Genomic DNA, 12,169 nt, shown 5'->3' on the forward strand with positions numbered 1-12,169 from the left:
ACAGGCTGACAGCGCCAGCCATACAGATTTGATGCCAAATATGGCCTTAGCCCTTACATAGCAAGCGCTTACAGCTATTATTACAATAGCAAAACAATCTGTAACCGCGCAAACGACCCTGCTTCTCCCAAACTTGCAATGCACCGGGCATCCGTGAAGCCGCGCAGTCGGTGCCCGTGCACTGGCACTGGCGCAGCAACGCAGTGGGCGCTTTGGTCGCCCATCCGCATCACTCATGCCGCAGCGCGTCGATCGGGTCCATGCGCGCCGCGCGGCGGGCCGGAAAATAGCCAAACAACACGCCGATCCCGGCCGAGAAAAAGAACGACAGCAGGTTGACGCCAGGGTTGAAGATGTAAGGCACTTTCATCAGGGCCGACAGGCCTATCGATGCCCCCGTGGCCAGCACAATGCCGATCAGCCCACCCAGGGCAGCCAGCACTACGGCCTCGATCAGAAACTGCAGAAGTACCTCGCGCTCCAGCGCCCCAATGGCCAGGCGCAGGCCGATTTCGCGGGTGCGTTCGGTCACGCTGACCAGCATGATGTTCATGATGCCGATGCCACCCACCAGCAGGCTCACCGCGGCCACCGCGCCCAGCAGCATGGTCAGCACCTTGGTGGTGCCCGACAGTGTGTCGGCCAGCTGCTTGGTGTCAAGCACATTGAAGTTGTCTTCATCGGTGTCGGACAGCTTGCGCAGCTCGCGCAGCAGCTGCGTCAGGCTGGCCTTCACGCGCTCGGGGTCGCTGCCGTCCTGCATGGACACCAGCAGGGTGTTGACGCGGGTGTTGCCGGTCACGCGGCGCTGCAGCGTGCGCAGGGGCACCACCACGGTGTCGTCCTGGTCGTTGCCAAAGGCACCCTGCCCCTTGGAAGCCAGCACGCCCACCACCTCGCACGAAAACGCCTTCACCCGCAACTGCTCGCCTACGGCGTCGCGCGTGCCATAGAGCTCACGGCGCACGGTTTCACCAATCAGGCACACGGCGGCGCCCGCGCGCAGCTCGGCATCCGAAAAAACCCGCCCGGTGCGCACGGCCCAGTTGCCCGTCTGCAGCCAGGCATTGGTGCTGCCGATGATGCTGGTGGTCCAGTTGCGCCCGCCGGCCACCACGGTGGCGCCGGCCCGCGCCTCGGGTGCCACGGCCAGAATGCCGCCAATCTGCTGGGCGATGGCGTCGGCATCGGTGTCCTTGAATGCGGGGGCGCCCGACCCGCCGCCAGGGCCCATGCGCTGGCCGGGGCGCACCTGCAGCAGGTTGGTGCCCAGGCCGGAGATCTGGTTTTGCACCGCCATGGTGGCGCCATTGCCCAGCGTGACCATGGTGATGACGGCGCTGACACCGATCACGATGCCCAGGATGGTGAGAAACGAGCGCATCAGGTTGCGCCGGATGGAGCGCAATGCGAGCAAAAGGGTGTTGAGCAGCATCAGGAGACCTCAGGCACTGGCGTGGCAGGCACGGCAACCACCGGGGTGCGCAGGCCCACGGGGTGCGGGTTGGGTGCATCGCTGTCTACCTTGCCATCGACAAAGCGCACGATGCGCCGCGCATAGGCGGCCATGTCGGGCTCGTGCGTGACCATCAGCACGGTAATGCCCTGGTCGGCATTGAGCCGCCACAAAAGCTCCATGATTTCCTGGCCCCGCTGGGTGTCGAGGTTGCCGGTGGGTTCGTCGGCCAGCAGCACGGCTGGCTGGGTGACGATGGCGCGCGCAATGGCCACGCGCTGTTGCTGGCCGCCCGACAGCTCGGACGGGGTGTGGTGCTCCCAGCCCTTGAGGCCCACGGCGTCCAGCGCGCGGGCCGCTGCGGCGTGGCGCGCGTTGGTCGATTCGCCCCGGTACAGCAGGGGCAGTTCGACGTTTTCTTGCGCCGAGGTGCGCGCCAGCAGGTTGAAACCCTGGAACACAAAGCCAAAAAACTGCCGGCGCAGGCGCGCGCGCTCGTCGCGCGAGAGCGACTCGACATGCACGCCCTTGAACAGGTACTCGCCCGCCGTAGGCCGGTCGAGGCATCCCAGGGTGTTCATGGCGGTCGATTTGCCAGAACCGCTGGGGCCCATGATGGCCACAAAATCGCCCTGGGCGATGTCCAGGTCCACGCCCTTGAGCGCCTGAAAGGCCAGCGCGCCCTCGCCATACACCTTGGTCACACCGCGCAGGCGGATGAGGGGCGGCGCATCGGCCGGCACCCGCGCGCGCTGCCCGGTGGCTGCTGCGGCCTCGCTCATGGCGCGGCCCCGGCAGAGCGCTGGTCGGTGATCACGGCCATGCCCTCGGCCAGGCCTTCGCCGCTGACCTCGGTCTTGCGGCCGTCGCTGATACCCACTTGCACATTCACGGCTTGCGCCACGCCGTCCTTGAGCACCCACACCTGGCGCACACGGCCCGCGCCGTCTGCCGCATCGCCGGTACCGCCCGCCCGGCGCGTGCCCGAGCGTGGCATGCGCGGCATGAGCTGCGAGATGATGCCGCCGCCCGACGACGACGACGCCGGCTGCGCCGCCGCCCCTGCGGCAACCGCCGGGGTAAACCGCAGCGCCGTGTTGGGCACCAGCAGCACATCGTTGCGCTCGGTCGAGGTGATGGTGGCCGCCGCCGTCATGCCGGGGCGCAGGCTCAGATCGGAGTTGTCCACCTCCAGCCAGGTGATGTAGGTGACCACGTTGTCGGTTTTGGTGGAGCCAAACGACACCCGCGTCACCTTGGCCGGATAACGGCGCGAGGGATAGGCGCTGACGGTGAAGCTGGCTTTCTGGTCGAGTTTTACCGAGCCCACATCGGCCTCGTCCACGCTCACATCCAGCCGCAGTCGCGTCAGGTCTTCGGCCAGCGTGAACAGCGTCACGGCCTGCAGCGAGGCGGCCACGGCGTTGCCGGGCTCGACGGTGCGGGTCAGCACCACGCCGTTGATGGGCGAGCGGATCGAAGCCTTGGACAAATTGGTGACATCGGTGGAGAGCGCCGCCCGGGCGTCGTCCACCGATGCGCGCGCACTGGCCTCGTCGGCATGGGCACGGTCGAGCGTGGCACGGCCGCTGTCAAGCTCGGCGGCCGACGGCACCTTGCCGCCCGACAGGCGTGCCACCTCTTGCAGCCGGCCAAAGCCAGCCTGTGCCTCTTTGGTGGTGGCCGCCGCCTGCGCCAGGCGCGCCTGCGCAGCCGCCAGCGAGGCGCGCGAGCGCAGCACCTGCGCATCGAGCTTGGCGGTGTCGAGCTCGACCAGCACCTGCCCCTTTTTGACCTTGTCGTTGACGTCCACCAGCACGTTTCTGACCGTACCCGACAGCTCGCTGCCGATGGTCACCGCCCGCGTGGGCTGCAGGGTGCCGTTGGCCGACACGTTGAGCGTGAGGTTGCCGCGGCGCACCTCTTCGGTCACATACACCGGTGCGGCTTTGGCGCGCTGCTGGCTTTGCCAGTAGTAGAGGCCGCCGCCCGCCGCCAGCAGCACCGCCACGCCCAGCCACAGGGTGGAGCGCTGCCACCAGCGGCGCGTTGGGCCGCCACCGATCAGCGTCTGCAGGTCGGCGGGGGTGGATGGGCTGGCGGGAGGTGTGATTTTTTCTGAAGAAGTCATGGCCATGGCATTCGGTAGGGGTTGGGTGCGCGTTCGGGGGCTGGCGCGGGCTATTGCCAGCCGCCGCCCAGCGCCTTGTACAGCCGCACATGGTCGGCAGAAATGCTGGCCACCGTGGCGGCCAAGCTGTCCTGGGTGGACAGCAGCGTGCGCTGGGTTTCCAGCACCGACTGGAAGTCGATCAGGCCGCTGCTGTAGCGCTGCTGGGCCAGCAAGGCTGCATTGCCTGCGGCATCGGCAGCAGCCTGCAGCCGCACCAGGCGCTCACGATCGCCGCGCAGTGCCACCAGGGCATCTTCCACATCCTTCAGCGCCGTGAGCACCGAAGCCTCATAGCCCACACGGGCCTGCTCCAAAGCTGCCTCCTGCACACGCACCTGGGCACGCGCCGCGCCACCATCCATCAGCGGCATCGACACACTGGCCAGCAAGGCGCTGGCGATGGAGCTGCCGTTGGTAAGGGCTCCCACCGTGAGGGCGCGCAGGCCCAGATTGCCCGAGATACGGAAGTCCGGGTAGCGCGCGGCATCGGCCTGCGACACCCGCGCCAGCGCAGCGGCAATGCGCTGTTCGGCAGCACGCACATCGGGCCGCTGGCGCAGCGTTTCGGCAGGAATGGCCAGCGCAAGGTCTTGCGCGGGCTGCGGCACGGCGACCGAGTCGGCCAACAACCCATCCAGCGCCAGCGGGGCCTGCCCGGTGAGCACGGCCAGGCTGTGGCGCGACTGGGCCAGGCTGGACTCGAGCACCGGAATCTGCGCGGCCGTCTGCTCGGCCGCCGCGCGGGCCTGCTCGGACACCAGCGAGGTGGTGAGCCCGGCCTGCAGGCGCCACTGGGTGATCTGCAGGGTTTCCTGCTGGCTGGCCAGGTTGCTGCGCGCAATGGCCAGCCGCTGCTGCAGGCCCCGCAACTCGATGTAGTTGACGGCCGTTTCGGCGGCCAGAGACACCTGCACGTCGGCCAGGCTGGCCTCGGCGGCCTGGGCGTCGGCTGCGCTGGCGCTCACGCCGCTGCGCAGGCGGCCAAACACATCGGGCTCCCAGCTGGCATCAAAACCCGCCTGAAAACTGCTGCCCGTGTTGTTCGATGCCCGGCTGCGCTGCGCCGAGGCTGAAGTCCCCACACTGGGCAGCAGGCCTGCAGACTGCACATCCACCTGGGCACGCGCCTGCTGCAAGGAGGCTTGCGCGCTGCGCAGGCTGGTGTTGGACTGAAGGGTCTGCGTGACCAGCTGCGTGAGCTGTGGGTCGTTGAACCGCTGCCACCACTGCGCCAGCGGTGTGACCGGCTGCGCCAGCCCCACGCTGCCAGACGGTGGCTGCACCGACCACGCCGACGGAACCGGGGTCTGTGGCAAGCGGCTGTCGGGCGACACCAGGCTGGCACAGCCGGCCAGCAGGGCCACCGCCGAGGTCACCCCCAAAAACCCGAAAGCAGCCCGAAAACGAAAGGGGCCGCGCAAAGGCGTGCGCCCGGCAGCGGCAAAAGATGGTTCATTCATGGGAAAGAAGCGGCAAGCGTTGCATGCCCCATTGTGCGGTGCGGGCATGTATTGCCCGATGCAGAAGAGTGAAGCCCGGGTAAAGCTGCTGCACATCGCCAACGCAGGCCCCACGGCGGCATGCCCGGTCTCGTTGTTCAACGCAATGTCAGGACGCGGCCAGGGCGTGCAGGGGCCAGCGGGGTTTGACGTCAAACGCATAGTCGCGGTTGGCCGTCTGCTGGCCCGCCTGCAGCCGCAGGGCAGCGGCCATGGCAATCATGGCGCCGTTGTCGGTGCACAGGTGCAGTTCGGGGTAGTGCACGCGCACCTTTTGCTGCGTGCAGGCCGCATTGAGCTGGCTGCGCAGGTGCCGGTTAGCCCCCACGCCGCCGGCCACCACCACCCGCTGCAGACCCGTCTGGCGCAGGGCGGTCAGCGTTTTTCTGACCAGCACATCCACAATGGCCGCCTCGGTGCTGGCGGCCAGATCGGCCTTGCGCGCTTGCAGCTCATCCCCGAGTTTTTTGGCTTGCGTGAGCACCGCTGTCTTGAGGCCGGCAAAAGAAAAATCGAGGTTGCCACTGTGCAGCAAGGGGCGGGGCAGCTTGAACGCCGTGGCGCTGCCCTGCTCGGCCAGGCGCGACAAGGCCGGCCCTCCGGGGTAGCCCAGGCCCATCAGCTTGGCCGACTTGTCAAACGCCTCTCCCGCCGCATCGTCAATGGTCTCGCCCAGCAATTCATAGCGCCCCACGCCATCCACGCGCATGAGCTGGGTGTGGCCACCCGATACCAGTAGCGCCACGAAAGGAAATTCAGGGGGGTCGGCACTTAAAAAGGGCGACAGCAAATGCCCTTCGAGGTGGTGCACGCCCAGCACGGGCTTGTCGAGCGCCGCACCCAGCGCGCAGGCCACGCCAGCCCCCACCAGCAGCGCCCCTGCCAGGCCCGGCCCGCGGGTGTAAGCCACCACGTCCACATCTGCCAGGCGCTGGCCTGCTTCGGCCATCACGGCCTCGGTGAGAGGGAGCACCCGGCGGATATGGTCGCGGCTGGCCAGCTCGGGCACCACGCCGCCATACGCCTGGTGCATCTCGATCTGGCTGTGCAACGCATGCGCCAGCAAGGTGGGCACAGCCACCCCACCAGTAGAGCGGACCAGCGCCACGCCGGTTTCATCGCACGAAGATTCAATACCCAGGATCAGCAAGCTCATGCCCCAAGTGTAAAACCCGGGGCCCGCACTGCCACGCCTGCGGGTTGAACCCGGTGCAACGCACTGCTGGGCGCAGCGGCAGGTGCACCCTTGCACCAGGGCTGTGCACCAAACCGGCGCACCAATATGTGGCGTAAATCTTGCATGCTGCATGGCATGACCGACGCACTGCGCATTGTGGTGGTGGCCCCCGACCTGGCCATTGCCGACCCCGACGACGAACACGCCGCCACACAGGCCGAACGCTCGCGCGCGCTGCGCATTGGCCTGCTGGAAAACAACTTCAATCTCATTGCCACATTGCCCGCCGATGTGTTTCTGAGCGAGCGGCTGGCCCAGTTGCAGCCCGACATGATCATCGTGGACGCCGAGAGCGAGGCCCGCGATGCGCTGGAGCATGTGGTGATGGCCACGCGCGCCGCACGCCGCCCCATCGTCATGTTCACCAACGATGAAGACACCACACATGTGAAAGACGCCGTGGCCGCTGGCGTGTCTGCCTATATCGTCGCAGGCCTGGCGCCGCAGCGCATTCGACCCATCCTCGATGTCGCCATGGCGCGCTTTCAGCACGAGCAGGCCCTGCGTGCCGAGCTGGCCGACGCCAAAACCGAGCTGCAGGACCGCAAGACCATTGACCGCGCCAAGGGCGTGCTGATGCAGCGCCAGGGCCTGTCCGAACAAGCCGCGTATGAAAAACTGCGCAAGACCGCCATGGACAAGGGCCTGAAGTTGGGCGAGGTGGCCAGGCGGATGCTGGAGATGGTGGATTTGCTGGGGTGAGATGGCGGCCCACGGCGGTGGGCTGCGCGGGCCCCGTTGGCACAGCCCCATGCAACCGCATGTTTGCCGGGCGATAGAATTTCCCCCATGGCGCGGCTTTTCGACTCTGACCCACCGGCCCCGGTGCATTTTCGGGGTTCGGCATTGCCGCGCGGCTACTTCTTTTCCGTCACACCCCCTTAGAACGCGCTTACGTTCTGAATGCACAACGGGCAGTTTGCCCGGCATTGCTTTTCCCATTTTTGTCGCGGGGCACGGCCCCTGGCGCACCTCACACCCTGTATTTGGACCACCCTGTTCGGGTGATCCGCGATCCCTATGTCACTACAAACCCTGAAGCTGGACTGGTTTTCCAATGTCCGCAACGATGTGCTCGCCGGTCTGGTGGTTGCATTGGCCCTGATCCCTGAGGCCATCGCGTTCTCCATCATTGCGGGCGTTGACCCGAAGGTTGGCCTCTACGCCTCGTTCTCCATTGCCACCATCATTGCCTTCGCCGGCGGTCGCCCCGGCATGATTTCCGCCGCCACGGGGGCCATGGCGCTGGTGATTGCCTCCCTGGTCAAGGACCACGGGCTGCAGTATCTGCTAGCCGCCACAGTGTTGACCGGTGTGCTGCAAATCATTGCTGGCTGGATCAAGCTCGGGGTTCTGATGCGTTTTGTTTCCCGCTCGGTGGTTACCGGCTTCGTCAACGCGCTGGCCATCCTGATTTTCATGGCCCAGTTGCCCGAGCTGACCAATGTGGGCTGGCAGGTGTATGCCATGACGGCGGCGGGTCTGGGCATCATCTACGGGCTGCCTTACATCACCAAGGTGGTGCCGTCTCCGCTGGTGACCATTGTTTTCCTGACCGGCGTTTCCATTTACCTGGGGCTGGACATCCGCACGGTGGGCGACATGGGCGAGCTGCCCGACAGCCTGCCGGTGTTCCTGCTGCCTGATGTGCCCCTTGCCTGGGAAACGCTGGGCATCATCCTTCCGTATTCCGTCACGCTGATGGTGGTGGGTTTGCTGGAGTCGCTGATGACGGCCACCATCGTGGACGACATGACCGACACCAAAAGCAACAAGAACCGCGAATGCGTGGGCCAGGGTGTGGCCAACATCGCCACGGGCTTCATAGGCGGGATGGCGGGCTGCGCCATGATCGGTCAGTCGGTCATCAACGTGAAATCCGGTGGGCGCGGGCGCTTGTCCACGCTGGTGGCGGGGGTGGTGCTGCTGATTCTGGTGGTGTTCCTGGGGGACTGGGTCAAGCAGATCCCCATGGCCGCCCTGGTCGCGGTGATGATCATGGTGTCCATCGGCACGTTCAACTGGGGTTCGTTCAAAAACCTGCGCGAGCACCCCAAAAGCTCCAGCGTGGTGATGCTGGCCACCGTGGCGGTGACCGTCTACACCCACGACCTGGCGCGCGGTGTGCTCACGGGTGTGCTGCTGTCGGGCTTCTTCTTTGCCCACAAGATTGCCCAGATTCTGCTGATCGAGGCGCAGACCGAAGACGATGGTGAAACGCGCAGCTATGCGATCTATGGCCAGGTGTTCTTTGCCTCTGCCGACCGGTTTGTCGATGCGTTTGATTTCGACGCCTCACCACGCCGCGTTCGCATCGACCTCACGCACGCCCACTTCTGGGACATCACTGCGGTCAATGCGCTGGACAAGGTGGTGCTGAAGTTCCGCCGCAAAGGGGCTGAGGTGGAGGTGCTGGGGCTCAACGAAGCCAGCGCCACCCTGGTCGACAGGTTCGGCGTGCACGACAAAGACATCGCTGACGGCATATTAATGGGGCACTGAGCCTGCCGCCACTAAAATGAAACGCAGCAACTGCTGAAGGCGTGAACCATGGATCTGATGCTCAAGCTGCTCAACGGCGGTGCCGGAAGTCTGGCTTCTTACCTTGCGGCGCATGTGTTGCTGTGTTTGCTGCCCGCGTTTTTCATTGCGGGCGCCATGGCGGCACTCATCCCCAAGGCCAGCATCACCCGGTGGCTCGGTCGCAGCACGCCGGCCTATGTTTCTTACCCGGCGGCGGCCCTGGCCGGGTCGCTGATTGCGGTGTGCTCGTGCACCATCGTGCCCTTGTTTGCCGGCATTTACCGCAAGGGTGCAGGCATTGGGCCTGCCATCACTTTTCTCTTTTTTGCGCCTGCGGGCAACATCATGGCGCTGGCCTACACCGGCAGCATCCTGGGGCCTGAGTTTGCGGTGGCACGGGTGGTCTTGTGTTTGTTGTTTGGTATCGGCATCGGTCTGCTGATGTCGCGCATCTTCTGGCGCGATGACGCCACGCACGATGCTGAAACCGATGACGCCTTTGCCGACAAAGCGCAGATAGCCCCCGCTGCGCTGGGCGTGCTGCTGTCGCTGGTGGCGCTGCTGATCGCAGGCACATTGAAACTCTGGCCCCTCACGGCCACCGTGGGCTCCGCCACGCTGCCTTTGGGCTGGGCACAGGCGTGGCAAGACACACTTTTTGCGTGGGTACCGTTTGATGCGGCCAGAGGCGAAGAAGGCGTGAGCTTTCAGGGCTCGGTCCTGATAGCCCTGCTGTTCATGATTGCGGCCACGGCCTGGAAAGGCATGGAAAACATCATGGATGGCGCCAACCGCTGGACCTGGGTGGCGCTGGGCCTGGCTGCAACCACCTTGCTGGTGGCTGCCGCGCGCCTGACACCTGTCGCCGACGGCCTGGAACTCGCACTGACCGGCCGTGTGCTGGGTGTGGGCCTTGCGCTGGGGGCGGTGTGGCACTTCGCCCGCCAACTGCCCGCCGATGAATGGCAAGCCTGGTTGTGGGAAGCCTGGCGCTTCGTCAAGCAGATTTTCGTGCTGCTGATCGTGGGTGTGTTCATCGTGGGCATGGTGCGGCAGGTCATCCGCCCCGAATGGATTGAGGCAGTGGCTGGTAGCAACACGGTGCTGGCCAACGCGGTGGCGGTGGGGTTTGGCGTGTTCATGTACTTCCCCACCCTGGTCGAGGTGCCGGTGGCGCGCATGTTCCTGGACCTGGGCATGCACCCCGGCCCACTGCTGGCCTACCTGATGGCCGACCCCGAACTCAGCCTGCAAAGCATGTTGATGGTTGCCGCCGTGATTGGCCGCACCAAAACCGCCGCTTACGTGGGCCTGGTGGCCTTGTTCAGCATCTGTGCAGGGTTCATTTATGGCACCTGGATTGATGGTGCGGCACTTCTATCCACCGCAATGGCCCTGGGGCTTTTTTCGCTGGTTGTGGTGACCACTTTCTTCTGGTCGCGCGCACGAGGCGCGGGTCAGCCCCAGGCCTGATGTCTTTCCCTCATTTTTCAGGAGATTTCACATGTTGACCATCAAGATCCTCGGCTCTGGCTGCGCCAATTGCAAGAAGCTCGAAGCCGTCGCCCGTGAAGCCGCCACCCAGGCCAATGTTGCGGCCGAGTTTGTCAAGGTCAGCGACATGAAAGAGATCATGGCCTATGACGTGATGTCCACCCCGGCGCTGGTGATCAATGACAAGGTCATGAGCAGTGGCCGCATTCCGGCCACTGCGGATGTGGCCAAGTGGCTGGCCACCGCCTGATCCCGCGGGCACCCGAGAGGCTGGCCACCTGGGCGATTAATCGCCCAGGCTGACGCCACCACCCAGCGCCTGATACAACGCCACACTGTCGACCAGGCGCTGCGCCTGGGCTGCCACCAGGCTGGTCCGCATGCGCTGTGCCTGTTGCTGCGCCACCAGCAACTGCAAGTAGCTGGCAGCACCCAGCAGGTATTGCCGCTCCACCGACCGCAAGGAAGACTGTGCTGCCGAATCAGCGCCCGCCAGGGCCGCCAAGGACTGCGCATCGCCTTCCAGCGCGCGCAGGGTGTCGGCCACGTTACGCAAAGACTGCAACACCACGCTCTGGTAGTTGGCGGCAGCAGCATCCAGAGCGGCAAGCGCTGCCCGTTTCTCGGCAGGCAACCCGGGGTTGAACAGGGGCTGGGTGATTTGCCCCACCAGGGCCCACACTGCCGAACCACCACCAAACAGGGCGCCAGCGGTCAGCGCCTGGGAGCCCAGACTGGCGCTCAGGTTGAGCTGCGGGTAGAGCCTGGCGACCGCCACGCCATAGTCCGCATTGGCCGCATGCAGCAACGCTTCAGCCGCCTGGATATCCGGGCGGCGGCGCGCCAGCTCCGAAGGCACCATCAGTGGCAGATCGGCCGGCAGGGTGAAATCGCTCAGCGTGAAGGCAGGCACGCCACCGGCACCCGGCGCACGACCGGCCAACACGGCCAGCAGATGCTCGGTTTGTTGCAGTTGTTTGCGCAGCGCAGGCTGTTCAGCGCGCGTTTGCTCTGCCTGGGCCTGCAGGCCCAACACTTCATCGGGCGATGCCTGGCCAAACCGCACGCGCTCGTTGGTCAGGCGCAGCTGCTCGTCCTGCGCACGCACGATGTCTGTGGTTGCGTCCAGCTGCGCGGCAAGGCGCGCACGGGTGATGGCAGCGGCCGCGATGTTGCCAGCCAGCGCAAGGCGCGCAGCATCCCATTCGAAGCGGCGGTAGTCAGCGCGTGCAGCCAGGGCTTCAAGTGCGCGCTGATTGCCACCCGCCAGATCAAGGTTGTAATGCACACCCACGCTGGCGTTGTAAAGGCTGAACTGGCGCGCATCACCGCTCTGCCCCTGGCTGCTGGGGTTCGATTGCTGGCGCTGGGCACCCAGCCCGACATCCACCTGCGGAAATTGCGTTGAACCTGAACGTGCGGACACAAGCTCCTGTGCCTGCCGCAAATTGGCGCGGGCGCTCGCCAGGGGCGGACTCGCCTGAAGCGCCTCGTCGATCAGTCCGTCGAGTGCCGGAGAACCCAGCGCACGCCACCACTGCGCATCGATGGCAAGCCCTGGCACCAGGCGTTGTGCCTGGCCAAACGGCGCGGGGGCAGACGCAGTGTGGGCGGCCATCGCGGTGGCGGTGTAGCGCGTCGCATCGGGTGCCACGGGGCGCTGAAAATCAGGGCCAACGGCGCAGCCCGTCAGACCGGCTGCGGCAAAGCCGGCCACAAGGCAAATGGCTGCAAATCGGCGTGCGCGGCGGTGTTGACGGTTGGTCATAAAAACCTCTTTTTCATTC

The 12,169-nt window shown here is 65.6% G+C and carries 10 protein-coding genes; 4 read left to right on the forward strand and 6 right to left on the reverse strand.

Annotated elements, in window-relative coordinates; all coding sequences use genetic code 11:
- Positions 1–229 precede the first annotated feature (229 nt).
- The 5 genes from K226_RS0116500 to tsaD all read right to left on the reverse strand — a co-directional run bounded on the left by K226_RS0116500 (position 230) and on the right by tsaD (position 6,284).
- Positions 230–1,435: an ABC transporter permease gene (locus tag K226_RS0116500; RefSeq protein WP_024815833.1), complete on the reverse strand. Its 1,206-nt coding sequence runs from the start codon at positions 1,433–1,435 to the stop codon at positions 230–232.
- On the reverse strand, positions 1,435–2,238 hold the full coding sequence (locus K226_RS0116505; protein ID WP_051463556.1) for an ABC transporter ATP-binding protein: 804 nt from the start codon (positions 2,236–2,238) through the stop codon (positions 1,435–1,437). The genes K226_RS0116500 and K226_RS0116505 overlap by 1 nt, the downstream gene beginning before the upstream one ends.
- Positions 2,235–3,587, reverse strand: coding sequence for an efflux RND transporter periplasmic adaptor subunit (locus K226_RS0116510; protein ID WP_024815835.1), 1,353 nt, complete (start codon positions 3,585–3,587; stop codon positions 2,235–2,237). Before K226_RS0116510 ends, K226_RS0116505 begins: the two co-directional genes overlap by 4 nt.
- A gap of 50 nt (positions 3,588–3,637) precedes the next feature.
- Positions 3,638–5,089, reverse strand: a complete 1,452-nt coding sequence (locus tag K226_RS0116515; protein ID WP_024815836.1) for an efflux transporter outer membrane subunit — start codon at positions 5,087–5,089, stop codon at positions 3,638–3,640.
- Between the two features lie 148 nt (positions 5,090–5,237).
- Complete coding sequence (gene tsaD / locus K226_RS0116520; RefSeq protein WP_024815837.1) at positions 5,238–6,284, reverse strand: tRNA (adenosine(37)-N6)-threonylcarbamoyltransferase complex transferase subunit TsaD; 1,047 nt, start codon at positions 6,282–6,284, stop codon at positions 5,238–5,240.
- 156 nt (positions 6,285–6,440) lie between these two features.
- Between tsaD and K226_RS0116525 the strand changes: the two genes are divergently transcribed.
- The 4 genes from K226_RS0116525 to K226_RS0116540 all read left to right on the forward strand — a co-directional run bounded on the left by K226_RS0116525 (position 6,441) and on the right by K226_RS0116540 (position 10,632).
- A complete protein-coding gene (locus K226_RS0116525) occupies positions 6,441–7,067 on the forward strand; it encodes an ANTAR domain-containing response regulator (RefSeq protein WP_024815838.1) in 627 nt (208 codons plus the stop codon).
- 318 nt (positions 7,068–7,385) lie between these two features.
- Positions 7,386–8,867: a SulP family inorganic anion transporter gene (locus K226_RS0116530; protein WP_024815839.1), complete on the forward strand. Its 1,482-nt coding sequence runs from the start codon at positions 7,386–7,388 to the stop codon at positions 8,865–8,867.
- Positions 8,868–8,915: 48 nt separating this feature from the next.
- On the forward strand, positions 8,916–10,361 hold the full coding sequence (locus K226_RS0116535; RefSeq protein ID WP_024815840.1) for a permease: 1,446 nt from the start codon (positions 8,916–8,918) through the stop codon (positions 10,359–10,361).
- 31 nt (positions 10,362–10,392) lie between these two features.
- Positions 10,393–10,632 (forward strand): thioredoxin family protein, encoded by a 240-nt coding sequence (locus tag K226_RS0116540; protein WP_024815841.1) that lies wholly within the window; start codon positions 10,393–10,395, stop codon positions 10,630–10,632.
- Between the two features lie 36 nt (positions 10,633–10,668).
- Here K226_RS0116540 and K226_RS0116545 read toward each other — a convergent pair whose 3' ends face one another.
- The gene (locus tag K226_RS0116545; protein ID WP_024815842.1) at positions 10,669–12,150 is read right to left on the reverse strand and encodes an efflux transporter outer membrane subunit; all 1,482 of its coding nucleotides are present in this window, start codon (positions 12,148–12,150) and stop codon (positions 10,669–10,671) included.
- Positions 12,151–12,169 lie beyond the last annotated feature (19 nt).

Origin of the sequence: Acidovorax sp. JHL-3 (genome assembly GCF_000526295.1) — a bacterium.
Taxonomy (GTDB): domain Bacteria; phylum Pseudomonadota; class Gammaproteobacteria; order Burkholderiales; family Burkholderiaceae_C; genus Acidovorax; species Acidovorax defluvii.

Bases quoted from the DNA above. Each gene is read 5' to 3' on its own strand.
- K226_RS0116500 (WP_024815833.1), bottom strand. From the start codon at position 1,435: ATGCTGCTCAACACCCTTTTGCTCGCATTGCGCTCCATCCGGCGCAAC.
- K226_RS0116505 (WP_051463556.1), bottom strand. From the start codon at position 2,238: ATGAGCGAGGCCGCAGCAGCCACCGGGCAGCGCGCGCGGGTGCCGGCC.
- K226_RS0116510 (WP_024815835.1), bottom strand. From the start codon at position 3,587: ATGACTTCTTCAGAAAAAATCACACCTCCCGCCAGCCCATCCACCCCC.
- K226_RS0116515 (WP_024815836.1), bottom strand. From the start codon at position 5,089: ATGAATGAACCATCTTTTGCCGCTGCCGGGCGCACGCCTTTGCGCGGC.
- tsaD (WP_024815837.1), bottom strand. From the start codon at position 6,284: ATGAGCTTGCTGATCCTGGGTATTGAATCTTCGTGCGATGAAACCGGC.
- K226_RS0116525 (WP_024815838.1), top strand. From the start codon at position 6,441: ATGACCGACGCACTGCGCATTGTGGTGGTGGCCCCCGACCTGGCCATT.
- K226_RS0116530 (WP_024815839.1), top strand. From the start codon at position 7,386: ATGTCACTACAAACCCTGAAGCTGGACTGGTTTTCCAATGTCCGCAAC.
- K226_RS0116535 (WP_024815840.1), top strand. From the start codon at position 8,916: ATGGATCTGATGCTCAAGCTGCTCAACGGCGGTGCCGGAAGTCTGGCT.
- K226_RS0116540 (WP_024815841.1), top strand. From the start codon at position 10,393: ATGTTGACCATCAAGATCCTCGGCTCTGGCTGCGCCAATTGCAAGAAG.
- K226_RS0116545 (WP_024815842.1), bottom strand. From the start codon at position 12,150: ATGACCAACCGTCAACACCGCCGCGCACGCCGATTTGCAGCCATTTGC.